Source organism: Sphingomonas floccifaciens (genome assembly GCF_042681125.1).
GTDB classification, from domain to species: domain Bacteria; phylum Pseudomonadota; class Alphaproteobacteria; order Sphingomonadales; family Sphingomonadaceae; genus Sphingomonas; species Sphingomonas floccifaciens.
On the sequence record NZ_JBHUFC010000003.1, the window covers coordinates 854192 to 878139 of the forward strand.

Sequence of the window (23948 nt, forward strand, 5' to 3'; positions counted from 1 at the left end):
GTGCGCTGTCATCTGAAGCCAAGGCAGGCAAGGCGGTGTTCGGCCGCGTTTGCGCGTCCTGCCACGCCGGCCCCCAATTTACCGATGGCCGCTTCCACACGATCCTGCCGGTCAATGCGGCGGACCGCGGTCTGGCGGAGGTGACGGGGAAGGCGGAAGACGAGGGACGGTTCCGCACCCCCACGCTGCGCAATGTCGCAGCGACCGGCCCTTGGTTTCACGACGGTTCCGCGCGCACTCTCCGGCAGGCCGTTACACGCCACCCTGTCACGCTCGACGCATCCGAGACGGATCAACTGCTCGCTTATCTGGAGGCGTTAACCGATCGCGGCTTCATGGAAAACTCGGCCTTCGCTTATCCCGATCGACCCTGCGCAAAGGACTGATCGAACCTTCAGCCCGCGTGTGGCGCAAGGTTCGGATCGATATGACGGGGCTGCGCTTCGGTCGTCTGATCGGATTGGCATTCGCCGGGGTCAGTCGCGGGGGTAAGGCGCAATGGCTGTTCGCCTGCCACTGCGGCAACGAGGTCGTCGCCGATGCCGGTAACGTCCGCTCGGGCAGCACCTCAAGCTGCGGCTGCCTGCATCGGGAGATATGCGCTGCGCGCCTGACCACGCACGGGCGGCGTGCGGCCAAACGCCACGATCCGACCTACCGGGCCTGGCAGGAGATGAACACCGTCTGCGCCAATGCCGCCTCGCCGCGTCACCGTGATTTCGGTGGACGAGGGGTCATGGTTCACCCTTACTGGATCGCCGACTTCACCCGCTTTCTTGCCGACATGGGCGAACGGCCTGACGGGACCATCCTCATGCGGAAGGATGCTGACAGAGGCTTCACGCCGGGGAATTGCCTATGGGCACCCGTTAGAACGCGATCCGATCGCGCCGTGGCAGGGCACCGGCGGTTATCATCCCGCCCGCTCGTCGCCATGCCCGTCGCGCTCGCCGGGTGATCTGATCGCCGCCTTGAGCCAGTCCAGCTCCTCGCCCTCGGCAGCCGCCACCATATCGCTTTCAAGCTTTCGGTAGCGCGCCAGCAATTCGCGGCCGAAGTCCGTCAGGCTCGCGCCGCGTTTGGTCCCGCCACCTATCCGGGCTGAGACGACCGGCTCACACCAATCCGCATTCAGGCTGTCCACCAACAGCCAGATGCATCGATAGCTCATGCCGAGATCGCGTCCGGCCGCCGAGATCGAGCCGGTCCGCTCGATCGCATCCAGCACCATCGCCTTGCCCGGGCCGATCGCCGGGTCACTCCCACGAAGGAGCTGAACGCTGGTTTTCAAAGGGCCGGTGATGGACATGCCTATGTGAACTCCGCGCGAAACCTGCTTGGGTTTGGTGTTGGCATCCCGCCCCGCATGATGTCGATCGCTAGGTGCCGGTTCTGTCCTTCTCGACGATCAGGCCGGTGTCGCAACCGAACCGTTTTCCGGAGATAGATTGGCGCACGGGTTCTTTGCGGGTCGCGCCAATTAGCAGCTCGGACTCGGTTTTGAGAGTCGGGGTGGGCCGCGAAACGGCCCGTTTTACGAACAGTTTGAGCCTGATGTCGCGGGTGAGCTCGCCGATCGCTGCCCGAAAATGGCTGCTCGTTCACGGATCCGTCAGACGGGAACCACGCCGCAGCCCAAGGCGTTGAGCGCCTTAGACGAGGTCCTTACGACGGGGACGTCCGATTAGATGAGGAAACGACATGCGCGCACTATGCTGGCACGGTAAGGGCGATGTCCGCGTCGACACCGTCGCGGATCCCGAGATCAAGCACCCGCGCGATGCGATCATCAAAGTAACCGCCTGCGCGATCTGCGGGTCGGACCTTCACCTGCTGGATGGATATCAGCCTACCATGGAGGCCGGCGACATCCTCGGCCACGAGAACATGGGCGAGGTCGTGGCGCTCGGGTCTGAGGTCACCAACCTCAAGATCGGGGACCGGGTGGTGGTGCCGTTCACGATCAGCTGCGGCGATTGCTGGTTCTGCAAGAAGGGTCTGTTTGCGGCCTGCGATCGGACCAATCCGAACGCCGAGATGGCCGCCAAGGCGATGGGCCATTCGCCCGCCGGGCTGTTCGGCTTCAGCCACATGCTGGGCGGCTACTGCGGCGGCCAGGCGGAGTATCTCCGCGTGCCGATGGCGGATGTCGGTCCGATCAAGATTCCCGACAACGTTACCGATGAGCAGGCCCTCTTCCTATCGGATATCTTCCCGACCGGCTACATGGCCGCCGAGAATGCGCAGATCGAGCATGGCGACACCGTCGCGATCTGGGGCTGCGGTCCGGTCGGCCAGTTCGCCATCCGCTCCGCGCTGATGATGGGCGCGGGCCGCGTGATCGCGATCGACGAGGTGCCCGAGCGACTCGCCATGGCGGAGGCCGGTGGCGCTGAGACGATTAACTTCGCCGAAACCGATGTCTATGACGAGCTGCAGGCGCGAACCAAGGGCCGGGGCCCCGACAGCTGCATCGATGCTGTCGGCTGCGAGGCGGCCGCACACGGGGCGGCGGATGCGGTCATGGACAAGGTGAAGGCAAGCATGATGCTCGCCACTGATCGCGTCCACGTCCTGCGGCAGGCGATCATCAGCTGCCGCAAGGGCGGCACGGTCTCCGTGCCCGGCGTCTACGTCGGGATGGGTGACAAGCTTCCGATCGGTGCAGCGATGAACAAGGGGCTGACGATCAAGCTCGGGCAGACCCACGTGCAGCGCTATACTAGACCGTTGCTGGAAAGAATCGTCGCGGGCGCGATCGACCCCAGCTTCGTGATCACCCACCCGGCCAGTCTTGAAGACGCGCCAGAAATGTACGCTAAATTCCGCGACAAGGAAGAAGGTGTGATCAAGGTTGTTATGCGCCCGCACGGCTGATTGGCGGAATAACGGGGAACAGGACGCTTATCGATGCCGATCGACACCGCCGCCGTGGAGCACGTGTAGCGGCGGTGTCGATCACCTTGCGACCAAGTATGTCGGCAGACCTAGGTGTTTAGTCCCGGCATTTGGTGGATCGGGTCGACGATGAACCGGTCTGGCTCAGACGTCCAGATCTTGGCGATGTATTCGTAGGGGTGAGGCCGCTTACGGTCTTGAGCCGGCGAGCGAAATTGTAGGCGGCCATGAAGTCGTCGGGGTGCGTCCTTAGCTGGTCGTGGCTCTCGTAGTGAAAACGTTTGACTGTCGCCTCCTTGATGGTCCGGTTCATCCGCTCGACCTGACCGTTGGTCCATGGGTGGTTCGGTTTGGTGAGCCGGTGCTCGATGTCGTTGGCCTCGCAGATCATGTCGAAGCGCATTTGGCGGGACCAGGCGGTGTTTCGGTTACGGGGCTGCTCGGCGAACTGGATGCCATTGTCCGTCAGAATGGTGTGGATGCGGTAGGGTACGGCTTTCAGCAGGTGCTCGAGGAACTCCCAAGCCGTTCGCCTGTCAGCCTTGTCGACCAGCTGGGTGACCGCGAACTTGCTGGTGCAGTCGATGCCGACGAACAGGTAGAGCTTGCCTTCGGCGGTCTGCACCTCGGCGATATCGATGCACACCACCCAGACGCTCGACCTGAACGACGCGCGGACGATCATCGATGCAGGGATCGCGGAGGCCGAGCGGATCGGCAACCCGATGAACATCGCGGTGGTGGACGCGGGCGGCTGCCTCCTAACGTTCGCGCAGATGGACGATGCGTGGCGCGGCAGCGTCGACATCGCGATCGGCAAGGCGTGGACGGCGCGCGCGTTCGACGTCGAGACCAAAGCGCTGGCGAAGCTCGCCCAGCCGGGCGCCGACTTCTACGGCATCCATGCCTCCAACGACGGCAAGGTGATGATCTTCGCCGGCGGCGTGCCGATCAAGGAGGGCGAGACGGTGATCGGCGCGGTGGGCGTGTCGGGCGGCACCGGCAAGCAGGATCAGGGCGTGGCCGAGGCGGCGGCGCCGGCTCAGTCGACGGCGGTTCAGTCGACGGCGACGGGCTCGGGCGCCGGGCGCGCCTCCCGCGCGGCGCGGGTCGCCTCCGTCTTGAGGCTGCGCTCGCCCATCGCGCGCTAGGCCGCGGCGGCGCGCAGCGCGCGATCGCGGACCTTGTCCAGCGTCGCCTCGTCCGACTCCCGGGTGCAGCGGGCGGCGTGGGCGGCGAAGGTGTCGCTAGCGGCGCACCTGTGGGACAATGAAACCGCCGATGCGCATAGCGCATCGACGATCGATCCACGCCAAGGATGGCACAGGCCCGACGCTCGCTGATGCCGAAGAGCTGCCGAACATCCTCGACAGCCCTCCGCTGAACGGCAGGCCTCACCAGTTTTTTGAGGCCACCTCCTTCAGAACGGCATTGTCGAGCATGGCATCGGCCAGCAGCCGCTTAAGTCGTGCGTTCTCGTCCTCGAGCACCTTCAGCTTGCGCGCCTGCGACACGTCCATGCCGCCATAGGTCGCCTTCCACTTGTAGAACGTCGCACTGCTCACACCATGCTTACGGCACACGTCCGCGGTCTTCGACCCGGCCTCCTGCTCCCGCAAGATCCCGATAATCTGCTCTTCGGTAAACCTGCTGCGCTTCATCTTCGTCGTCCTTCGTGAAGGACTCTAGCTCAGACTGGCGGAGTTTCAGGGAAGCACGTCAAGTCGGAGATAGAGTGCGTCATAATTGAACTAAAATCTCCCAGCAATCCGAGTGCCCTCTAGGGTGGTGCACGGGGCACCATCCTATTTACAGCGTTGAAACACGGGCGAGCGGACGCTGGCTAGCGAATAGGCGTTCGGCGGGGTGCTGCCTTGGGTCCTGCTTGGGGCGCTTCAGGAAGGGTAGGGACAAGACCGTAATTCGGTCGGTCACCTGACGTCGACCCGTTCCTGGGCAACGAAAAAATCCCCCGTTTCGCCTTCCATATGCCGCGAGGCCGTGGACTTTCGCAGATTGCCAAACCCGCTACATATCCTTAAGCGCCAGCTTACTCACCTCGACGAAAGTGACATGCTCACAGACCCCGAGCATCCCGATGCGACAGCGCCTGAATTTCTGTAGGCGCGAGGTGCAACGCCACGAGAACGCCCCCCCGGCAACCAACTGCTAACGCTGAGCGCTTCGCTCGCGCTCGAGGAATTCACACATTATGCAAAGCGGCATGAGACCTCTGCGGTTTGTTGTTCTAAGTAACGGTCTGCGTATAGACGAATGGCAGGCAGATTGCGTCCGGCAAATTCTGGCCGCAAATGTGGGCACTTTGGTTGGCGTCGTGGTGAAGGCGCCTGCCCCTGCGCAAAGCGTTTTTGAAAAGTGGAAGGGGCGGTGGACCGATAGGCGGCTCCTGACATGGCGTCTTTTCAACCGGCTTTTTGTTACCCCATTTAGTAAGGCAACAAGAGCGAGTAGCCTGGTTCTCGACGATCAAGTTCCAGTTTTGTACGCAAAAACACTCTCGGCTGGCCGTTTCGCGGAAAAATTCGACCATGATACGATAGCAAAGATTCAGGAACTAGAGCCAGACTTTATATTGCGCTTCGGCTTTGGTATTCTCACGGGTGATATACTTTCCATAGCGAGATATGGTCTGTGGTCTTATCATCATGGAGACCATCATAGCTACCGAGGCCAACCTCCCGGCTTTTGGGAGATATACAATCGCGAGTCCACTGCAGGCGCAATGCTTCAGGTTCTTAGTGAAAAGCTCGATGCCGGCCGGGTTTTACACAAGGGGCAATTTTCCGTCACGGCACATTCATATGCACGAACCCGCGATACGCTCTATTTTGGCGCGTCGTCGTTTGTAGCGCGCGCTTGCAATGATATCCTTTTAAATGGTTTTCCGTCTATCGATCCCGAGGCGGCAAATAGTTTGGGAAAGGTCTATAAGCAGCCCACTACGCCTCAGGTCATCAGGTTTGCCTTCACTGGTTTGATTTCTCGATGGAAGACGTTCGTCAACTATCGCTTGCGTCGCCAAACGTGGAATTGTGCGGCGATACCCGACTCGATCGCGGCGGTCGCCGGGCTGGAGGGCAAGAACCGACAGGAGAAGGCGCTCGGCTCGGCAATATGGATGACACCTGGACCAGGAGAATTTTTCGCCGACCCATTCGGTCTAAAGCTCGAGAGCGGTCTATTTCGTGTTTTTTTCGAACGCTTTGATTGGCGCGTAGGCAGGGGTGATATTGCCACGTCACTTTTCGACGGAAAGAAGTTTGGCGACGTCGCAACAGCTCTGAATGCGCCAACCCACTTGTCTTACCCCTTTGTAACAAAAAAAGAGGGTGGTTGGGTGTTCGTTCCGGAGCATAGCGAAGCTCGTGATGTCTCGTCTTTCACCTTCGACGAATTTGGGGTCATTCAATCGAAATGCACTATTTTAGGCGATACCGATCTGATTGATACCACGATTCTTTATCATGATGGCAGGTATTGGATCTTTGCGATTGTCGATGGCCATGCTCAGAACACACATCTGCATATCCTATACGGTGATACGCTGGATGGACCCTGGACGGCTCATCCACTCAATCCCGTCAAATCAGATGTTACGTCGGCTCGTCCGGCGGGCACACCGTTTTTTCACAATGGAAAGCTTTATCGGCCGGCCCAGGACTGCTCAAGAATTTACGGTGGCGCAGTAACCATTAACGAGATTGTCAGAATTACTCCTACAGACTATCGCGAGATTCGGAGATCGGTTATTAAACCGGTTCCTGAAGGGGCTTATATTGACGGCTTGCACACCCTTTCGGAAATGGATGGCTTTACATTGATCGATGGCGCCAAGAGGGAATCAAAGTTCCTTTAGTTTGGTCTGCGACTCGAATAGTCGACCACGAGCAAAACGGTAAAGGGATCGCATTGCGCCATCCGCCTCTGCAAATTTTGCAGAAAGGCCCAACAGCGAAACACGAAGCGCTTCACCGTTACTATAATGTCCAGATTTAGCCGTCCGCCAGGTCGACCGAATTAGCTGCACGATATACAGGAACATAAAAATCGTCGCAATCTTCCACTCTAAAACGAACAGAATTACGATTGCGACGGGAAGGAATACGGCCCAGACAAATGCGCGCGCAAGGATGGTCGCACCGGCCTTATCCATTTTCGCATTTCGTCGCAAAATGGCCTGCATCATGCCAGCGCCGCCTCGGCGGCTGCGGCGATAATACTCCTTAAATCTGAATGTAGCGGCGTCGTGGACCGACATCAGCTTATCAAGTCTCCAGATTTTCCAGTTTCTATCCCGCAGTCTCGCGCAAAACTCAGGCTCTTCATGAGCGATCTGATCGGCAGCAAAGCCGTTGCACTCACGAAACGCTGCTAAACGTACGAGCGATTCGCCCCCCGTGGACTCTGCCTGACCAACAGCGGTGTCCCACTCGCGATCCGCGAGCTTGTTGTAAATGGAGGCGGCAGGATAACGCTCCATCCGTCGGCCACAAACGGCTGCAACGGTCGGATCAGAGTCCAGAAATTTCACAGCAGTCTCGATCCAATCGGGAGCTAGCTCGCAGTCGCCATCTATAAATTGGATGAAATCTATATCGGCATTGCCCGCAAAATACCAAGCGCCCTCGTTACGACCGCGCGCTGCTGTGAGCAAACTAGACGCCTCCAACTCAATGACGTCAACGCCGTGTTCTTTAGCAATGGACACACTGTCGTCGCTGGATGCGGAATCGACATAGACGATGTTCTTATAATTAGCTACTGAGTCCAGGCATCTTTTTATATTCTTCGCTTCGTTCTTGCCAATGATGACAATTCCGACGCGATTAAGACCGACGCGGTCATATACTTCTTTGCGGTCGGTGATTTCTTCACGCCTCACGCTGTCGCCTCCCCGCTGTGACTGCGAAATTCAAAGCAAACTCTGAGGTTCAGGATATCTCCGAGACATCAGCAGCATCGCCCTACCACGCCCCCATTTTGAAGTCTGTATAGGATTGTCGGTTCGGAAAGGATCGGGGCGGTGCTGTCAGCCGCTTGCGAACCGCCTTCTCGACGATGCACGCAATGCTTTGCACTCGTCAGCCTTCGCCTGCCAGGGTCTGACACTCCGTCCGGGCGGCTGAGCGGCGCTCTTTCCATGTGTGTCGGTCGACGAGGTGGCTCTCGAGCCGGAAATGGTTGTGGACGGACTTGTGTGCGCCACTTATGCGCCTCAAGCGCAGCATGGCTCGCGTTTGAGGTCGGGATGGGGGTGGGTGTTCTCGACCCGGTTGTCGGCCCGGCGACCTATCTCTTGGCTCTCGTGGCGGACGAGCTCGTCCATGGTAGCATCGCGGCTGCGTAGACCATCGGTGGTGATCGCCTTCGGTCGAGGCCGCGCATCTCGGGCCGAATAGCGCCAGTTGCCCGCCTTGGCGGCTATTTACCTGCCTCGCTCTCGACAACTAAGGCCCGCGAGCGCTACGCTGATTTTCAGGGCGGGGGCTGCGATTTTATGACCGAACACTGGTGGGAGCGGAAAGCGATCCTCGCGGCATTGGTGTTGGTGACAGCAGTTCCGCTGCTCTGGCCCGCAATCCCGCCGCTGCTTGACCTGCCTGGCCATATGGGTCGCTATGCTGTGTCGCTCGGCGGCGGAGAAGCGCCGATTGCGCGTTATTACGATTATCAATGGGCATTGCTGGGAAATCTTGGCGTCGATTTGATCGTCACCTTGCTTGGTCGGTGGATCGAAGTCGAAACCGCCACGAAACTAACCGTCCTCGCGATACCAATGTTGATGTCCGCCGGCTTCCTGTGGGTCACATATGAAGTGCACGGTAAATTGCAGGCTACGACGCCGCTGGCTTTGGTCTTTTGCTACGCATACCCTTTTCACTACGGCTTCGTGAATTATGCGCTTGGAATGGCGTTTGTTGCGCTAGCGTTTCCGCTGTGGATTCGCTGGTCGAATGGCCCGGCCTGGCGGCGGTCCGCCGTTTTTGCCGCTATTGCCGCGGTGATCTGGGTTACACACGCGATCGCATGGCTCGCACTTTGTGTACTTTGCTTCGCCTTCGAGCTTTTCCGCCGTTTGAAGAAGAACGAACCGATACCTCGCGCTCTTTTGCAAACGATCCTTTCCGCGGTGCCGTTGGGTACGGGTGCCGTGTTGACGCTCTTATCGGCGAGCGGCGCGCCGGGCACTATTGGAGGTGTCTTTGATGTTGGCGGAATTGCGAAAGCGCTGATCTCACTCAACCGCGACCGCTGGATCGCAATAGATCTTTTGACAAGTGCTGTCTTGCTGGCAATTCTGGCGCTTGCATTATGCCGTTTTCGGGGCCTCGCCGTAATTCCAGACCTTGGTTGGCCTGCCTTCGGGCTGCTGGCACTGTTCATTGCAATCCCGGACTCGGTCAACGATTCGGCCTATCTGAAAACACGGTTGCTGCCGTGGGCGGTCGCGTACGCGCTGCTCGCCATCAAAGTGCCTGTGTCGCGAGACATCGCGCGCTGGGCAGCGCTGTCTTTCGGGGTTTTGCTACTGCGGCTGAGCGCTACGGCCGCGAGCTTGCTCGCCTACGACGCGTCTTACGCATCCACGCTGCGTGCTCTGGATCTAGTGCCGAAAGGTAGCCGGATCGCCACTTTCACCGTCAATGCTTGCCGGCCGACATTGGCAAATTGGACGAACAGTCGTCGCCAACATCTTGGCGGGATAGCGGTTATCCGCCGAAACGCGTTCGTGAATGATCAGTTCGAGGCTGGTTCTCTGCAGCTTCTTCGCGTCCGCTATGCATCGGCCGGAACGTTTCGGCACTCACCATCAGAGGTGGTGTCCACCGAGCGATGCGTCGGTGACTATCCGCCGCTCTTCGCAGATCGACTTGACGCGCTGCCGCGCGATGCTTTCGATTTCGTCTGGCTTCTCGACGTGCCGCGTTCCGATTGGCCATCGCGTCCTTGGCTACGCCCCGTCTACGACGATGGTGCCACCATTCTATATGCTGTGAAGCGCTCGACGCGCGAAAGTGCAAACCGATGATCGCGAGGCTTCGAGCACCATTGGCGGCGGCGCATGAGAGGGCCGCCGTGACCCTTCTTCTCGCTGCCGGAGCGGCGCTGCGGCTATTCTACGTCTCCTTTACCGAGAGCCGGGCGCTGGGTGAGGCATATAATGTCGCCGCGGCGCTGGCGGATGGCCGTGGCTTCGCCGACGCCTATCACGCGGGACAGGGCGCGACGGCGCACGTCACACCAATCACGCCGGGCATCGCCGCCGCGGTTTATAGCATTTTCGGTACCGGCAGCGTCGTGTCGGAGACCATCCTGGGGTGCTGGTCGATCGGATTGGCGCTCGCGACCTATTTTCTGCTGTATGGCGCTTTCGGCCGGCTCGGTGTTCCAGCAATCCTTCGGCTTGGTGCGCTTGCCTTTCTCTGCCTCGTCCCCGTCTATTTCTGGCCAGAGACGGTTGATTTTCGGGTGTGGGATGGCGGTCTGGCCGCCTGTCTTACGGCGCTGTTATTCAACCGAATGATGGCTACGCAAGAAATCAGCGTCCGCCAGACATGGCCGTTAGCGGTGATAGCCGCACTCCTGTTTTTCGTGAATCCTGTCTGGGGAGTGGCCGGCTACCTCTGCGTGACGATCTACTGCCTGGCTCGCGTGCCGCTGACCCGCACGTTCCTGGTCGCGGCAGTGGCGGCCTTGGCCCTCGTCGCCGTTGTCGGGCCATGGGCAATCCGGAATGCGATCGTCATGGATCGCCCGGTCTTGCTACGTAGCAACAGCGGACTGGAACTTGCCTTGGCTATGCATCCGGCGGCCGTGGACACGACCGATCCCGGCGGCACGTTTATGAAGCGGCTCCGGGAGATTCATCCGACGATGGGCTCGGCGCCTTATCGCGCAATGAAGGCGGCCGGGGGCGAGGCGAGCTACGCTAATGAGCTCGGCAGAGAAACGTGGCGCTGGATTGGCGCGCATCCAGCGGCGGCGGCAACACTTGCCGTGCGCCACATCCGACAAGCCATATTTCCCGACGGTTGGCAATTCAGTGCCCTCGGCGGTAGTGAACGCGGAGGCCGTCTCCGAGCCTACCTCATCCGAACCCTGGCCACGCTGGGTGTCGTCGGTATTGCGTTGATGCTGGTGTCCCGGCGAAGTAGTTGGATCTATCCCGCGATACTTATCGTCGTCCCGGCAATGGAAATGGCGTTTTTTCAACCAGTCCAGCGCTACACCTACCTTAGTTATCCGCTGCTGGTGTTTGCTGCTTCTGGCTGCGTAATGATGCTGATTGATTTAAGACGTCGTCGTCGTTACCAAGTGAGCAGTGAGGGCATGGTGTAATTCTATACAACGCCGATGAGAACTTCGGCGACCGCGGAAAATACTTAATAGGTTTTCCGCGCAAAAAGCCATTCCGCAACTCCGATGTTCGCCAGCGCGCCGATTGCGCAGACGAAACTGAAAGTTACCCGCCGCCGCGACAGCATTGCTCGACGAAAAAACGACGCTCAGGTCGTCGTGCGGCGTGGGTGGGCGGAGTTAGCGGAGGGTGGGCTGGGCAAGCGGGATCGAACCTGGCGTGTGCTTGCCGAAGGATCCGGAACTCGACGTTTGGGTGATACGTGCTCGCGTATCGCTTTGTTACATTAGGTAATATCTGAGCTAATGATATCCTGTGCGGCTAATGTAATTAAGCTGGCCGCGGTGATGATTCCGGTCCGGAATGAATAAAATGCTGAAAATCAGTCGTATGTAGCGCAGGCTTAACAAGCATAAGATTAGCCTGCTTCGCTTGTCGCTGCATAGATAGCCGGAACTTGCTTAGTTAACGGCACGGACGGTATTCATCCATACCCTTGATTTAACAGATTCTTAATCGCCAGGATCAAGAAGCCGGTCGATTGCGGCTATGGCGCCGCTCTCGTATTTCGGGCGGGGCGATGGACGTTGTAGACTGGCAGTCCGGTCGGGTTTCGGTTGCCGAAATCGCGGAAATCATTGGCGATATCGCTGGTGGCGAGTTGCATCTTTCGCCCCGCCGGGAACAGGCACTTCCGCCGGTGCTGCGCGATGCGTTCCAGCGCCTCATCCGATCGATCCGCGCGCGCCGGAACGCGAGTTCGCTGGCGGAAAGCCGTGACGAACTGACCGCGCTGCTGTCGACGTCATGCTTCAAGCAGACCGCGACGGAGCGGCTGGTGCGGGCCGATCGCTGCCACGCGCTGCTGCTGATCGATCTCGTCGACCTCGGGCGAATCAACGACACGTCGGGTTATTCGGCAGGCGACCAGCTGCTGGCGCTCGCGGCGGCGCGGATCTCGCATGTGCTCGATACGATCCACCTGAAGGCTGGGGGGCGGGGCGATCCGCCGTTGATCGGGCGGCTGGGGGGCGACGAATTCGTGGCGCTCGTCGAGGTCGAGGAAGTGCAGGACGCGGAGGGCCAGGCGGTGGCGCTCATCAACGCGCTGCGCGAGCCGTTCTACGTATCGCAACGCGCCATTCTGATCGGTTCGAACATCGGCCTGGCGATGGTGCCGGATCATGCGCTGTCCTACGACCCGCTGCTGCGCCATGCGAAGCTCGCCCTGCAAGATTCGGGTCGCAAGGGGCCGAATCGCGTGACGACGTTCGACCAGGCGATGGCGGACGAGGCGCAGCGGCGGGCGGCGCTGGAGAGCGCGCTGGGCGAAGCGCTGATCGAGGAGCAGTTCGAGCTCTATTTCCAGCCGATCGTGCGGATCGGCGACGCGAACGCGCAACCGATCATGGAAGCGTTGATCCGCTGGCGGCATCCGGAACACGGCATCATCATGCCGGCCGACTTCGTTCCGCTGGCCGAGGCTTGCGGTCTGATCGGCGATATCGGGCGCTGGGTGCTGGCGACGGCGATGAAGACGATCGTGAAGTGGCAGGAGGCGGGGTGTCCGTGCACGATCGCGGTGAACGTCGCGGCGGAGGAGCTGGCGCAACCGGAATTCATCGGCTTCGTGCGCGAATGGCTGGTGCGCACGGGCGCCGACCCGCGGGCCTTGGAAATCGAGGTGACCGAGACGGCGGTGACGACCGCGAGTCATGTCGCACTCGACAACCTCCAGCAGCTCAGCGCGCTCGGCGTGCGACTGGCGATCGACGATTTCGGGACGGGCCATTCGAATTTCGCGCGGCTGTCCCAGCTCCCGTTCGACCGGCTCAAGGTCGACCAGTCGCTGGCGCGCGAAGCGAGCGGCAACACGGCACAGCGCGAAGTGGTGTCATGCATCGTCCAACTCGGCCGGGCGCTGGGGCACGAGGTCGTGATCGAGGGGATCGAGTCCGAGGCCGAGGTTTCGCTGTTCACGGCGATGGGATGCCATCTGCTGCAAGGCTACCACTATTCGCTTCCGCTGCCGGAGAACGCGGTTCTGCCCTGGCTCGCCAATTCGCGCCCGCACAGCGACGACGGGCGGGCCTGAACCATGCGCCGGACCAATTTCGCGGTCGGCGTCGCGGCCGCCTTGCTGGCGAGTGCCGCACCGGCCGCCGCCGAGGATCTGACCCGTTACTCGCTTGAGGACCTGCTGACGCTGCAGGCGACGTCGGTGGCGAAGAAGCGGCAGCGTGTCGCCGACGCCGCCGCCGCGGTGTTCGTCATCACGCAGGAGGACATCCGGCGCAGCGGCGCGCGGACCATCCCGGACCTGTTGCGGATGGTGCCGGGCGTCGAGGTCGGATCGATCGACGGCAATTCCACCGCGGTTTCGATGCGCGGGTTCAATACCCGCTTCGCCAACAGCGTGCTGGTGCTGGTGAACGGGCGCGCGATCTATGTCTCGGCACTGTCCGGCGTGCTGTGGGACCAGTTGCTCGACCCTCTCGACCAGATCGAGCGGATCGAAGTGGTGCGCGGCCCCGGCGCGACGCTGTGGGGCGCGAATGCGGTCAACGGCATCATCAACATCATCACGAAGGATACCGCCCAGGCGCGCGGCGTCACCGCCAATACCCGCAGCGGGACGGACGGTCAGGATGTCGCGCTACAAGCCGGCGGCGGTGATGCGGAGACAGGCTATCGCGTCACCGGTGCGGCGCGGCGCAAGCTCGCCTCGGCCCTGACCCGTGACGGCGGTACGGCACCGATCGAGACGCAAGGCGCACAATTGAGCGCGCAGATCGACGCCGCACCCGATGCCGACAATGCGCTGACCTTCAAGGCCGGGATCGGCGTCGGCAAGTTCGGGCCTGCCAAGTCCGGCCTCGGCGATCTGGGGCTGACCGCAGGAGGATTTACCGACAGCAACGTCCTGGTCCGCTGGTCTCGCGGTCAGGCCGACGCGTCCTCGTTCATGGCACAGGGCTTCGTGAACCATGTGTCCCGCGACGAAAGCGGGATCAGCATTCGGGAATCGATCTACAATGTCGAGGCCAACGGAAATATCGCGGTCGGCAGCGACGAACTGGGGTTCGGCATCAACTATCGACTGACCCAGAATATTCTCAAGTCGCAGGCATCGTCGATTGGGTTCCTGAGCGACGGTTCGAGCGACAATCTGGTCAGCGGCTTCGTGCAATATGACCATTGGCTCGTTTCGGACAAAGTGCGGCTGACGGTCGGCACCAAGCTGGAAAACAGCAGCATCACCGGCTTCAACGTACAACCCAGCGTGCGCCTGCTCGGCCGGATCGGCGACGCGCGCCTGTGGCTGTCGGCATCGCGGGCGGTCCGGACCCCTTCGCTGTTGGAGCGCGACGCGCATCTCTCGACGACCGCCGGGCCGACGGGGCGCTTCTACAGCCCAATCTTCGTCGATGTCACTGCGTCCGGCACGCCATCGCTGCGGTCGGCGCGCCTCGACTCGCTGGAGGCCGGCGTCCGCTTCAACATCGGCGAGTCGCTGAAGTTCGATATCGCGGCCTATCATAACCGCTACAAGGATCTGGTCGGGGCCGCGCCGCTCGGGGCTGACATCCGCTTCGACGGCGGCATGCCGCGGGTGACCGCGAACTATGCGCTCGTCAACAACAGCGACTCAACCAGCACCGGCGTGGAAGCTGCCGTCACCTGGACCGCGACATCATCGCTTCGGATGGATGGATATTATTCGTTCATCGACAGCCGCTTTCAGGTCAGACCCGTATTCGACGCGTCCGGCCTGACGCCTCTGTTGGCGCAATTCGGATACAGCCTGCCGCTGTTCCCCCAGCCGGGCCTGATGACGACCCCGCGTCAGCAAGGCGGTGTGCGCGCGCACTGGGATGTCGGACCGAATGTGGAGATCGATGGATGGCTCCGGCACGTCGGCGAACTGAAGAACGTCGGCGTTCCGGCCTATACGACCTTCGATCTCAGGGCCGCGGTCCAGCTGAGCGGCAATGTTACCCTGTCGCTTGTCGGTCAGAATTTGCTCGACAAGAACAGGCTGGAGTTCCGCGAGAGCCTGGTTTCCGCGGCTCCGGCGGTGATCAGCCGACAGATCGCGTTCGATCTGCGGTTGCGGATGTAAGCCGTGATGCGTTTCCTGACCGCAATCGCGCTGATGCTATCCGTCGCGCTGTCCCCACCCGCCGCCACGGCCACGACCGCCCCGAACACCGGCGAACTGAAGGCGGCCATCGTCTATAATATCATCCGCTTCACTCGGCTGCCGCCGCAGCCGTCGTCGCGGCTGACCATGTGCGTTCTGGCGAATGGCGAGACGGCCCGCGCCTTCGAGCATCTTGACGGGCGGGGCGTGCCGGACGGCCGGCTGTCCATCCGCTTCATTTCGCGCCCGGAAGAGATCCGGTCCGGCTGTGCCATCGCATTCGTCCAGGGCGACATGCCGTCGTCGGCGTTGTCGGGCGCGACGGTGACGATCGGCGATGTCGACCGGTTCATCGATCGCGGCGGAATGGTCGAGCTGCGCCGCTTCGGTCGCCAGATCGTCTTCGAGGTCAACAACCAGGCGGCGGCACGAAAAGGCGTGCAGTTCAGCGCACGCCTGTTGAACCTGGCGTCGGTAGTCCATCAATAGTGCGGCGCCTAATCCGCCCCAATTTCCGGATGCGGGTCACGCTCGTCGCGACCCTGTCGACCGTATTCGCGCTGACGATCAGCTGTTCCGCGCTCGCGCTGTGGCAATATAATGATGCGCGCGATCGGGCAGAGAGCCAGAACCGTCATATCGCTGAGGTCCTGGCTTCGGCGGCCAGCGCCCCGGTCGTGTTCGGGGATCGCGCGGCGGCCAACGAAATCGTGACCGCAGCACTGAAGAGCGCCGTCGCCATCTCGATCGTCGACAGACAGAACCAAGCCTTGGCCAGCGGCCGTCGCCCGGGCACGATCGAGCTTCCCCCTTCGCCATCGCGCAGCGCCAAGGTCGGCATTTCGGTATTGGGTCCGGCAACGCGAATTGTGATGCCGATCATCGTCACGAACGAGGTCGTCGGCTGGCTGGATCTGACCAGTGAGGGCGAGAGCCTGTCGACCCTGGCCGCGCGGGCGGCGGGAGTCGCGGTCATCCTGCTCATCGGGGCGGCTGTCATGGCGACGCTGGCGACCCGTCAGCTGATGCCGATGCTGATGGGGCCGCTCAACAAGCTGCTCGCCACGATCGAAGGTGTGACGCGGTCGGGGGACTATTCGCTGCGGGCATCGTCCTCCAGCGATCCGGCGATCAACCGGGTGCTCGCGGGCTTCAATCAGATGATCAAGGAAGTGCAGCGGCGCGAGGCGACGCTGGCGAAGACGCTGACCGAGCTCGAAGACGCGCGGGACACGGCGGAGGAGGCCAATCGCGCGAAGTCGGACTTTCTGGCGGCGATGAGCCACGAGCTGCGCACGCCGCTGAACGCAGTCATCGCCTATGCCGAGATCGTCGAGGAGGATCTGGCGGAGGAAGATAGCCCGCATGTGGAGGATCTGCGGGTCATCAGTGCCTCGGGCCGCCACCTGCTGACGCTGATCAACGGCGTACTCGACTTCGCCCGCATCGAGGCGCGTCAGGTGTCGTTGGACCTGCACGGCTTCGATATGCTCGCGCTCGTCCGCGAAGTGGAGGCGACGTTGCGCCCGCTGGCGGCGCGCAATGGAAACCGTCTGGTACTGGACATGCCGTCCCGGATGCGGCCGGTGATCCTGGATTCCACGAAGGTGCGCCAGTGCATCATGAATATCGGCGCCAACGCCTGCAAGTTCACCAGCAACGGCGTCATCACGGTGACGGTCGAGGAAATGCCGGACACCGAATGCGTCCGCATTTCGGTCGAGGACACCGGGGTCGGCATGGACATGGAGCTGATCGACCGGCTGTTCAAACCCTTTTCGCAAGCCGATGCGTCGACGACGCGCAAGTTTGGCGGGACCGGGCTGGGCCTGGCGATCACCGACGAATTCGTCCGCCTGATGTCCGGTCGGATGGAGGTGTCCAGCACGGTCGGCGTCGGCTCGAAATTTACGATGATCCTTCCCCAGCGTCTGCCCGCGGGCGTGACCGGCGCGCAGCGCTCCCTCTGAAAGACATGGTAATATGACATTGCAGATCACGACGTCGGAAGCGTCGCCGCCGCTTATTCTGGTCGTCGACGACGTGCTGGAAAATCGCTCGATCGTTCAGCGGCGGTTGCAGCGGATGGGCTATGAATGCCTAGTGGCCGACAGCGGCCCGGCGGCGCTCGACATGATCCGCGTCATGTCGCCGGACCTGGTGCTGCTGGATTTTATGATGCCGGAGATGGACGGGCCGATGGTCCTGCGCGAAATCCGCGCGACGCCCGGGCTGGCGGACCTGCCGGTGATCATGCTGACGGCCCGGACCGACAGCGCCTCGATCTCGACCACGCTGCATCATGGCGCGAACGACTATGTCGTGAAGCCGATCGATTTTGCGGTGCTGAAGGCGCGGATCGACGCTTGCCTGCTGCAACGGGAAAAGGCGCTGTCGTTGAGCGAGGCCAACAGCCGCCTCGACGCGCGCGCCGCCGCCCAGGCGGTCGAGCTCGGCGAGGTGCGCAAGGTGTTGCAGGAGACGTTCCAGCGCGATCGCTCCCCGCTCGACGAGGAACTGGCGAAGGTCTCTAGCCTTGTCGGCACGATCGCGCAGACATGCGCAACGTTGCGCGCGATCGAGACGTCCGACGCGGCGCGAAGTGCTGTCGAGACGATCGAGGCGCGATGTGCGGAGGCCCAGGCGATCCTGGGTCGTCCGCGAACCGGTGCCGCGGCAGCATAACCACCTGATGGGTCGATCCGCGGATTTTGCGTCAATCGGTCGAACTCTCTTCAAATCCTGGTGATATCGATATGACCAACGACATGCGGACATTGCGCAAAGGGCACCGCCTGAACGTGCAGCCCGATATCTCGATCATCCTCGTCGAGGACGATGGCGATCATCGGGCGATCATCGCGCGCTTTCTGAGGAGCGCCGGGATGACCGTGACGGAATGCGAAAGCGTCGCCGAACTTGAACAAATCCTCGATGAGACCTCCCCGGACATCGTCATCCTGGATGTCAATCTGCCGGGCGAGAGCGGTTTCGTGGCGGCGGCGCGGCTTCGCGCCAGATCGATGCTCGGGATCGTGATGGTGACCGGGCGCAGCGAGCAGGCCGACCGCCTGCTGGGGCTGTCGATGGGCGTCGACCATTATCTGGCCAAGCCGGTCGATTTGCGCGAACTGGAAAGCGTGATCCGCAATCTCGCCAAGCGGCTCGGCGGTCCTTTGGACGACGCTCGCCCGGCCGAGCCGGCGAACAAGCCCGTCTGGGTCCTGAACCGGACGGAATGGCGGCTGACGGCTCCAAACGGGGGCTCCGTCGACCTGTCTTCGGCCGAATATACGGCTTTCGGCCCGATCATCGAACAGCCCGGGCAGGTCCATTCGCGTGATGCGATCAATGCGCGTCTCGGCAAGCCGCGGCTCGATGCGGACAACCGCAGTCTGGACGTGATGGTTTCGCGAATCCGCCGCAAGACGGAAGCCATGACCGGTCAGATGCTGCCGCTTCGGGCCGCCCGCGGCTGCGGCTATGTCTTCACGGAACGATCGAGCGTCGAGGACGCCGTCGCGCATGGCTGAACACGACGACGTAACGGATTATGACTCCGCCGAATTCCAGCATGCCTTGCGCAACAAGCTGGGGATCATCTCGGGATCGATCGACCTGATCCTGGCCACGGAATCCCTCTCTCCGGTCGTGCAGGAGGATCTGCGCCGTATGCGGCGGGCCTGTTCGGACCTGGTCTATATGGCGGAACGGATCGGCGAGCGGCGGCGTCCGCATGCGACCCCTGTGCGAAATATTGCCCGAGTGGCCTGACGGCCCTTCATCGACAGCTGCGTCGTCAGTCCCGCGACCAGCGCGCGAAGATCGCGGTCGGGAGGGTCAGGCCGCGGCTCTCTTCACGAACGCCAAGTTCGCCGCACTCGACCCGGCCCGGCAGGTCAGCGAAGTGTTGGCGGACGAGCTCGCCGATCGCGAGCGCCGACAGGCGGACGGCATAGACGGTCAGGAACAGGAAGCGCGAGTCGGCGTCGATCAGGCGGCGGCAGTCGGCGATCAGTGCGGGCAGGTGTTCCTCCAGCTTCCAGACCTCACCATTCGGACCGCGGCCCCATTTCGGGGGGTCGAGGATGATCCCGTCGTAGCGGCGCTCGCGGCGGACCTCGCGGGCGACGAACTTCGCGGCGTCCTCGACCAGCCAGCGTACCGGCCGGTCGGCCATGCCGGACAGCGCCGCATTGGCGCGGGCCGCCTCGACCGACTTCTTCGACGCATCGACGTGCACCATCCGCGCGCCTGCCGCCGACAGCGCCAGCGTGCCGACGCCGGTGTAGCCGAACAGGTTGAGGCATTCCGGATCGGCTGCGTCGGCGATCCGCCCGCGCATCCAGTCCCAGACCGGCGCCATGTCGGGGAAGAAGCCCAGGTGCCGGAAGGGCGTGTTGCTGGCGGTGAAGCGCGCCTCGCGCCACGACAGCGGCCAGCCGCCCTGGGGCACGTCGCGCGACAGCTCCCAGCGCCCGCCGCCATCCTCGTCCGCGCCGGGAATGAATTCGCCGTCCGCCTGCCAGTCGTCGGAGGAGGGCGCCCACATCGCCTGGGGTTCGGGCCGAACGAAGCGGAAGCGGCCGTAGCGCTCCAGCTTTCGCCCATGTCCGGAATCGATCAGGCCATAATCGGCCCAGGGCTCGCCGATGAGAGAAATTAGATTGTCCAAACCAACTCCGTTCGGGCTGAGCCTGTCGAAGCCCTGCCCTTTCTTTCTAGGAAGGACAGCCCTTCGACAAGCTCAAGGCGAACGGAAACTTGGCTCAGCGCACTTTCGCCACCGCGCGCTCGGCGATGTACGCGGTCACCGCCTCGAACGTCGCGTCGAGCGTCGCATAGCGTTCCTCGCGATCGAACAGGTCGCCCACGCGGCCGGGCAGGGTGGGTCGGCTGCCGGTCGCGCGCTCGACCGCGTCGCGGAATTTGGCCGGATGCGCGGTCGCCAGCGTCACCACCGGCACATCGGCGGGCAAGCCCGCGCGGCGCGCCGCGGCGAGGCCGATGGCGGTGTGCGGATCGATGACCTGCCCGGCCTCGTGACAGGCCCAGCGCATCGTCTCCGACATGTCGCCGGGCTCGACCCGATCGCTGGTAAACAGTGCCGCGGCGCCCTCGGCCTGGGCGTTGGTCAGGCGCATCGCGCGGGTCGATTCGAAGCCGCGCATCTGGTCGGCCATCGCGCCGCCGTCTCGCGCGGCCAGATCGTAGAGCAGGCGTTCGAAGTTCGAGCTGACCTGGATATCCATACTCGGTGCCGCGGTCGGCGTGACCGTGCCGGCGGAATAATCGCCCGCCGACAGCGCCCGGTGGAGGATGTCGTTGACGTTGGTCGCGACGATCAGCCGAGCGACCGGCAGCCCCATCTTCGCCGCGACATAGCCGGCGAACACGTCGCCGAAATTGCCGGTGGGGACGGAGAAGGCGACCTGGCGATCCGGCGCGCCGAGGCGGACGGCGGCGTAGAAATAATAGACCACCTGCGCCATCAGCCGCGCCCAGTTGATCGAATTGACCGCACTGAGCGTGAAGCGCTGCGAGAAGGCGTCGTCGTTGAACATCGCCTTCACCAGCGCCTGCGCGGTGTCGAAATCGCCGCGGATCGCGATGTTGTGGACATTGGGCGCCAGCACCGTCGTCATCTGGCGGCGCTGCACGTCGCTGACACGGCCTTCCGGATGGAGCATGAAGATGTCGACATGCTCGCGACCCGCCAACGCGTCGATCGCGGCCGACCCGGTGTCGCCGCTGGTCGCGCCGACGATCGTCAGGTGAGTATCGCTGCCGGTCAGGAAGCGTTCGAACAGCAGGCCGAGGAACTGGAGCGCGACGTCCTTGAAGGCAAGCGTCGGGCCGTGGAACAATTCGAGCAGGAAATGCTGCTGGTCGAGCTGGACCAGCGGAGTCACCGCGGCATGGCTGAAGCGGCCATAAGCGGCCTCGCACATCGCGCGCAGTTCGTCCGCGCTCAGCGTGTCGCCCACGAACGGCGTCATGATCCGCGCGGCGGTTTCGGCGTAGGAGAGACCGGCGAGCGCGGCGATCTCGTTTGCGCTCAACGTCGGCCAGGCTTCCGGCACGTATAGCCCGCCGTCGCTCGCCAGACCCGCGAGGGTCGCGTCGCGGAAATCGAGGGTCGGGGCGGTGCCGCGGGTGCTTTCGTAGCGCATGATCGCGCGGACTAGCGTCGGCGGGGGCGGGGGGCAAGAAAGCTTGGCTGGCGGGCGGGTAAAGCTGGGTGGTGGAGGGTGTGCCGAACCCTATCGACCGTCATTCCCGCGAAGGCGACACCACTACCAAGGCCCGTCAGCGCTCCCGCGAAGGCGGGAGCCCAGAGTCTCGAAGGATCTAGCTTGCCGCCCTGGGCTCCCGCCTGCGCGGGAGCAGGGTGATCATGGACGCCGCCGCCGCAGCGCGAGCAGGTAGATGATCGCCGCGACACCGGCGAACAGGAACCACTGCACGGCATAGGCGAGGTGGTTGTTCGGCACCGACGACAGGTCCGGCCCCGGATTGGCGGTGAGGCCGATCGGCGGAGCGTCGGAGATGAGCATCAGGCGCTTGGGACTGCGATTGAACAGGTCGGTAATCAGCGGCTGCGAATCGGGGGCATAGCTGAGGTATCCCGTCACCGGGCCGCCCGAGAAGGCGGGGGCGGTGTTGAAGTCGCTCGCGATGCCCAACTGGACCGCCACGATGCCCGCGGTCGGCGTGCGGCAGGCGGCGATGACGCGCCAGCCCGGCGTGCCGCCGGCGGTGCGTCCGCTCTGGCGCGCGATGTCGGTGACGGACAGGCAGTCGATCGCCGACTTGCGGAACAACAGGTCGTCGCCGGTGCCGCCCGCCGGGAACAGGACCGGCGGCCGATCGACATTGGCGGCAAGCTGGACGAGTGCTGCCTCCTTTTCCTGGCGGCGCGCAAGCTGCCAGAAGCCGAGGCCGATCATCGCCACGATGGCGATCGCGACGACGAGGGTGGGGATCACGGGCCAGCGCTTCATTCGTCGTCCTTCACCAGCCGGCCTTCACGCGCGGCCTGGGCATATTCTGCGGCGATCAACGCCGCCTTGGCCAGGCGCAAGCCGCCGAGCACGCACGCCAGCGTCAGCGCGGGCCACAGCAGCAGGTGAACCCAGAACGGGGGTTCGGCGCCGAGTTCGAGCAGCACGGCGAGCAGCGTTACGAGTCCGCCGACTCCCAATGTCAGGAAGGCGGCGGGGCCGTCGCCGACGTTGAAGCTGGCGAAGTCGAGCCCGCACGACGAGCAGCGGGGGGCGAAGCGGACGGCGCCTGCGAAAAGGGTCCGCGCCCCACAGCGGGGACACAGACCCTTTACAGCCGCCTCGGCAAGGCCGGGCGCGGTCATGCCGTGATCAGCCGCCGTGGACCGGCGCACCCCAGCTGCCCCAGACGTAGATCGAGACGAAGAGGAACAGCCACACGACGTCGACGAAGTGCCAGTACCAGGCGGCGGCTTCGAAGCCGAAGTGCTGGCGCGGCGTGAAGTCGCCCTTGTACGCGCGGATCAGGCAGACGGCGAGGAAGATCGTGCCGATCAGAACGTGCACGCCGTGGAAGCCGGTCGCCATGAAGAACGACGCGCCGTAGTTCAGACCCTTGAAGGGGAAGGGCGCGTGCATGTACTCATACGCCTGGATGCAGCTGAACACCGCGCCCAGCAGGATCGTGCACCACAGACCCTTCTTCAGCCCCTCGCGGTCGCCGTGGATCAGCGCATGGTGCGCCCAGGTGACGGTCGTTCCCGACAGCAGCAGGATGAAGGTGTTGAGCAGCGGCAGTTCGAAGGCGTTGATGACCTCCAGGCCCTTGGGCGGCCAGGTCGCCACGCCTTCGGTCAACAGCTCGACCGATCCCGCCTCGCCATGCGCGCCCGGCGTGTACCCGACCATCGCCGGGAACAGCGAGAAGTCGAAGAACGCCCAGAACCAGCCGACGAAGAACATGACTTCGGAGGCGATGAACAGGATCATCCCGTAGCGCAGGTGCAGCTGGACGACCGGCGTATGGTCACCGGCATTCGCCTCGCGGATGACGTCGGCCCACCAGAAATACATCGTCGCCAGCACGCCGGCGAAGCCGAGACCGAAGACGGCCGGGCCGAAGTGATGCCCCTTCATCCACAGCAGGCCACCCACCGCCAGCAGACCGGCGGTCAGCGACCCCATCAGCGGCCAGGGGCTGGGGGGCAGAATATGATAATCGTGATTCTTGGCACCGGCCATGAGGGCGTCCCTGTTCGACGTGTTTGCGGGATGCTCTAGGGCGGAGGCGCGCTGAGGGCAAGGTGGCAGAAACGAAGGAAGAAGGGGGTAAGGAAGAAGGATGTTCGGGCGCCCCTGCGGGGCGGAAGGCGCGAAGGCGCGAAGGTGTCGTGCCTGACGCTCGCGATCGGAAGACACCTCTGGCGGTCGATGGTAGGGCTGCTACGCAGCCAAGCGGGCTGAGCTCTTAGCGCCTTTGCGCCTTGTGCCCGCAGGGCACATGAACAGCCTTCTTCTTTAA

At 62.8% G+C, this 23948-nt stretch carries 21 protein-coding genes and 2 pseudogenes; 14 read left to right on the forward strand and 9 right to left on the reverse strand.

The window, feature by feature from the left end; translation table 11 throughout:
- Positions 1-5 precede the first annotated feature (5 nt).
- Positions 6-386 (forward strand): cytochrome-c peroxidase, encoded by a 381-nt coding sequence (locus tag ACFSC3_RS11065; protein ID WP_380940914.1) that lies wholly within the window; start codon positions 6-8, stop codon positions 384-386.
- 41 nt (positions 387-427) lie between these two features.
- Positions 428-958, forward strand: coding sequence for a hypothetical protein (locus ACFSC3_RS11070; RefSeq protein WP_380940464.1), 531 nt, complete (start codon positions 428-430; stop codon positions 956-958).
- Here ACFSC3_RS11070 and ACFSC3_RS11075 read toward each other — a convergent pair.
- Complete coding sequence (locus ACFSC3_RS11075) at positions 914-1309, reverse strand: winged helix-turn-helix domain-containing protein (protein ID WP_380940466.1); 396 nt, start codon at positions 1307-1309, stop codon at positions 914-916. The two genes, ACFSC3_RS11070 and ACFSC3_RS11075, sit on opposite strands and share 45 nt — an antisense overlap.
- Positions 1310-1701: 392 nt before the next feature.
- Here ACFSC3_RS11075 and ACFSC3_RS11080 point away from each other — a divergent pair, with 392 nt between their 5' ends.
- Positions 1702-2877: a zinc-dependent alcohol dehydrogenase gene (locus tag ACFSC3_RS11080; protein ID WP_380940467.1), complete on the forward strand. Its 1176-nt coding sequence runs from the start codon at positions 1702-1704 to the stop codon at positions 2875-2877.
- A 110-nt stretch (positions 2878-2987) separates the two neighbouring features.
- On the opposite strand, the pseudogene ACFSC3_RS11085 reads toward ACFSC3_RS11080, so the two are convergent.
- A pseudogene (locus ACFSC3_RS11085) lies at positions 2988-3538 on the reverse strand (DDE-type integrase/transposase/recombinase); the annotation flags it as partial.
- Here ACFSC3_RS11085 and ACFSC3_RS11090 point away from each other — a divergent pair.
- Positions 3537-4049: a GlcG/HbpS family heme-binding protein gene (locus ACFSC3_RS11090; protein WP_380940468.1), complete on the forward strand. Its 513-nt coding sequence runs from the start codon at positions 3537-3539 to the stop codon at positions 4047-4049. The pseudogene ACFSC3_RS11085 and the gene ACFSC3_RS11090 sit on opposite strands and share 2 nt — an antisense overlap.
- Before the next feature lie 124 nt (positions 4050-4173).
- Here the strand turns inward: ACFSC3_RS11090 and ACFSC3_RS11095 are convergent.
- Positions 4174-4559: pseudogene (locus ACFSC3_RS11095) on the reverse strand (transposase); the annotation flags it as partial.
- A gap of 551 nt (positions 4560-5110) precedes the next feature.
- Here ACFSC3_RS11095 and ACFSC3_RS11100 point away from each other — a divergent pair.
- Positions 5111-6775, forward strand: a complete 1665-nt coding sequence (locus tag ACFSC3_RS11100; protein WP_380940469.1) for a glucosamine inositolphosphorylceramide transferase family protein — start codon at positions 5111-5113, stop codon at positions 6773-6775.
- Here ACFSC3_RS11100 and ACFSC3_RS11105 read toward each other — a convergent pair.
- Positions 6761-7801: a glycosyltransferase family 2 protein gene (locus ACFSC3_RS11105; RefSeq protein ID WP_380940471.1), complete on the reverse strand. Its 1041-nt coding sequence runs from the start codon at positions 7799-7801 to the stop codon at positions 6761-6763. The two genes, ACFSC3_RS11100 and ACFSC3_RS11105, sit on opposite strands and share 15 nt — an antisense overlap.
- Positions 7802-8416: 615 nt before the next feature.
- Between ACFSC3_RS11105 and ACFSC3_RS11110 the strand changes: the two genes are divergently transcribed.
- The 9 genes from ACFSC3_RS11110 (at position 8417) to ACFSC3_RS11150 (ending at position 19196) form a co-directional block, all read left to right on the forward strand.
- The gene (locus ACFSC3_RS11110) at positions 8417-9949 is read left to right on the forward strand and encodes a hypothetical protein (RefSeq protein WP_380940472.1); all 1533 of its coding nucleotides are present in this window, start codon (positions 8417-8419) and stop codon (positions 9947-9949) included.
- Positions 9950-9996: 47 nt separating this feature from the next.
- Complete coding sequence (locus tag ACFSC3_RS11115; protein WP_380940473.1) at positions 9997-11259, forward strand: hypothetical protein; 1263 nt, start codon at positions 9997-9999, stop codon at positions 11257-11259.
- 599 nt (positions 11260-11858) lie between these two features.
- Positions 11859-13373 carry a putative bifunctional diguanylate cyclase/phosphodiesterase gene (locus ACFSC3_RS11120; RefSeq protein WP_380940475.1) on the forward strand — a complete coding sequence of 505 codons (1515 nt, stop codon included), beginning with the start codon at positions 11859-11861 and terminating at the stop codon, positions 13371-13373.
- A gap of 3 nt (positions 13374-13376) precedes the next feature.
- Positions 13377-15401, forward strand: coding sequence for a TonB-dependent receptor plug domain-containing protein (locus ACFSC3_RS11125; RefSeq protein ID WP_380940477.1), 2025 nt, complete (start codon positions 13377-13379; stop codon positions 15399-15401).
- Between the two features lie 6 nt (positions 15402-15407).
- Positions 15408-15911, forward strand: coding sequence for a YfiR family protein (locus ACFSC3_RS11130; protein ID WP_380940915.1), 504 nt, complete (start codon positions 15408-15410; stop codon positions 15909-15911).
- A complete protein-coding gene (locus ACFSC3_RS11135; RefSeq protein WP_380940479.1) occupies positions 15911-17392 on the forward strand; it encodes an ATP-binding protein in 1482 nt (493 codons plus the stop codon). The genes ACFSC3_RS11130 and ACFSC3_RS11135 overlap by 1 nt, the downstream gene beginning before the upstream one ends.
- 13 nt (positions 17393-17405) lie before the next feature.
- Positions 17406-18107: a response regulator gene (locus tag ACFSC3_RS11140; protein ID WP_380940481.1), complete on the forward strand. Its 702-nt coding sequence runs from the start codon at positions 17406-17408 to the stop codon at positions 18105-18107.
- A 71-nt stretch (positions 18108-18178) separates the two neighbouring features.
- Positions 18179-18955, forward strand: a complete 777-nt coding sequence (locus ACFSC3_RS11145; protein WP_380940482.1) for a response regulator transcription factor — start codon at positions 18179-18181, stop codon at positions 18953-18955.
- The gene (locus ACFSC3_RS11150) at positions 18948-19196 is read left to right on the forward strand and encodes a hypothetical protein (protein ID WP_380940484.1); all 249 of its coding nucleotides are present in this window, start codon (positions 18948-18950) and stop codon (positions 19194-19196) included. The genes ACFSC3_RS11145 and ACFSC3_RS11150 overlap by 8 nt, the downstream gene beginning before the upstream one ends.
- A gap of 25 nt (positions 19197-19221) precedes the next feature.
- Here ACFSC3_RS11150 and ACFSC3_RS11155 read toward each other — a convergent pair whose 3' ends face one another.
- From ACFSC3_RS11155 to ACFSC3_RS11175, 5 genes are all read right to left on the reverse strand, one after another.
- Positions 19222-20097 carry an RsmD family RNA methyltransferase gene (locus ACFSC3_RS11155; RefSeq protein WP_380940485.1) on the reverse strand — a complete coding sequence of 292 codons (876 nt, stop codon included), beginning with the start codon at positions 20095-20097 and terminating at the stop codon, positions 19222-19224.
- Positions 20098-20191: 94 nt separating this feature from the next.
- A complete protein-coding gene (gene thrC / locus ACFSC3_RS11160; protein WP_380940487.1) occupies positions 20192-21595 on the reverse strand; it encodes a threonine synthase in 1404 nt (467 codons plus the stop codon).
- A 222-nt stretch (positions 21596-21817) separates the two neighbouring features.
- Positions 21818-22426, reverse strand: a complete 609-nt coding sequence (locus tag ACFSC3_RS11165) for an SURF1 family protein (RefSeq protein ID WP_380940488.1) — start codon at positions 22424-22426, stop codon at positions 21818-21820.
- Entirely contained in the window at positions 22423-22791 is a 369-nt protein-coding gene (locus ACFSC3_RS11170) for a DUF983 domain-containing protein (RefSeq protein ID WP_380940489.1), read from the reverse strand. The genes ACFSC3_RS11165 and ACFSC3_RS11170 overlap by 4 nt, the downstream gene beginning before the upstream one ends.
- A 7-nt stretch (positions 22792-22798) precedes the next feature.
- Positions 22799-23668 (reverse strand): cytochrome c oxidase subunit 3, encoded by an 870-nt coding sequence (locus ACFSC3_RS11175; protein ID WP_380940490.1) that lies wholly within the window; start codon positions 23666-23668, stop codon positions 22799-22801.
- Positions 23669-23948: the final 280 nt, after the last annotated feature.

Excerpts from the sequence above, each read along its gene's own strand:
- ACFSC3_RS11070 (WP_380940464.1), top strand. The coding sequence starts at position 428 with ATGACGGGGCTGCGCTTCGGTCGTCTGATCGGATTGGCATTCGCCGGG.
- ACFSC3_RS11075 (WP_380940466.1), bottom strand. The coding sequence starts at position 1,309 with ATGTCCATCACCGGCCCTTTGAAAACCAGCGTTCAGCTCCTTCGTGGG.
- ACFSC3_RS11080 (WP_380940467.1), top strand. The coding sequence starts at position 1,702 with ATGCGCGCACTATGCTGGCACGGTAAGGGCGATGTCCGCGTCGACACC.
- ACFSC3_RS11090 (WP_380940468.1), top strand. The coding sequence starts at position 3,537 with ATGCACACCACCCAGACGCTCGACCTGAACGACGCGCGGACGATCATC.
- ACFSC3_RS11100 (WP_380940469.1), top strand. The coding sequence starts at position 5,111 with ATGCAAAGCGGCATGAGACCTCTGCGGTTTGTTGTTCTAAGTAACGGT.
- ACFSC3_RS11110 (WP_380940472.1), top strand. The coding sequence starts at position 8,417 with ATGACCGAACACTGGTGGGAGCGGAAAGCGATCCTCGCGGCATTGGTG.
- ACFSC3_RS11120 (WP_380940475.1), top strand. The coding sequence starts at position 11,859 with ATGGACGTTGTAGACTGGCAGTCCGGTCGGGTTTCGGTTGCCGAAATC.
- ACFSC3_RS11125 (WP_380940477.1), top strand. The coding sequence starts at position 13,377 with ATGCGCCGGACCAATTTCGCGGTCGGCGTCGCGGCCGCCTTGCTGGCG.
- ACFSC3_RS11130 (WP_380940915.1), top strand. The coding sequence starts at position 15,408 with ATGCGTTTCCTGACCGCAATCGCGCTGATGCTATCCGTCGCGCTGTCC.
- ACFSC3_RS11140 (WP_380940481.1), top strand. The coding sequence starts at position 17,406 with ATGACATTGCAGATCACGACGTCGGAAGCGTCGCCGCCGCTTATTCTG.
- ACFSC3_RS11145 (WP_380940482.1), top strand. The coding sequence starts at position 18,179 with ATGACCAACGACATGCGGACATTGCGCAAAGGGCACCGCCTGAACGTG.
- ACFSC3_RS11150 (WP_380940484.1), top strand. The coding sequence starts at position 18,948 with ATGGCTGAACACGACGACGTAACGGATTATGACTCCGCCGAATTCCAG.
- thrC (WP_380940487.1), bottom strand. The coding sequence starts at position 21,595 with ATGCGCTACGAAAGCACCCGCGGCACCGCCCCGACCCTCGATTTCCGC.
- ACFSC3_RS11165 (WP_380940488.1), bottom strand. The coding sequence starts at position 22,426 with ATGAAGCGCTGGCCCGTGATCCCCACCCTCGTCGTCGCGATCGCCATC.
- ACFSC3_RS11170 (WP_380940489.1), bottom strand. The coding sequence starts at position 22,791 with ATGACCGCGCCCGGCCTTGCCGAGGCGGCTGTAAAGGGTCTGTGTCCC.
- ACFSC3_RS11175 (WP_380940490.1), bottom strand. The coding sequence starts at position 23,668 with ATGGCCGGTGCCAAGAATCACGATTATCATATTCTGCCCCCCAGCCCC.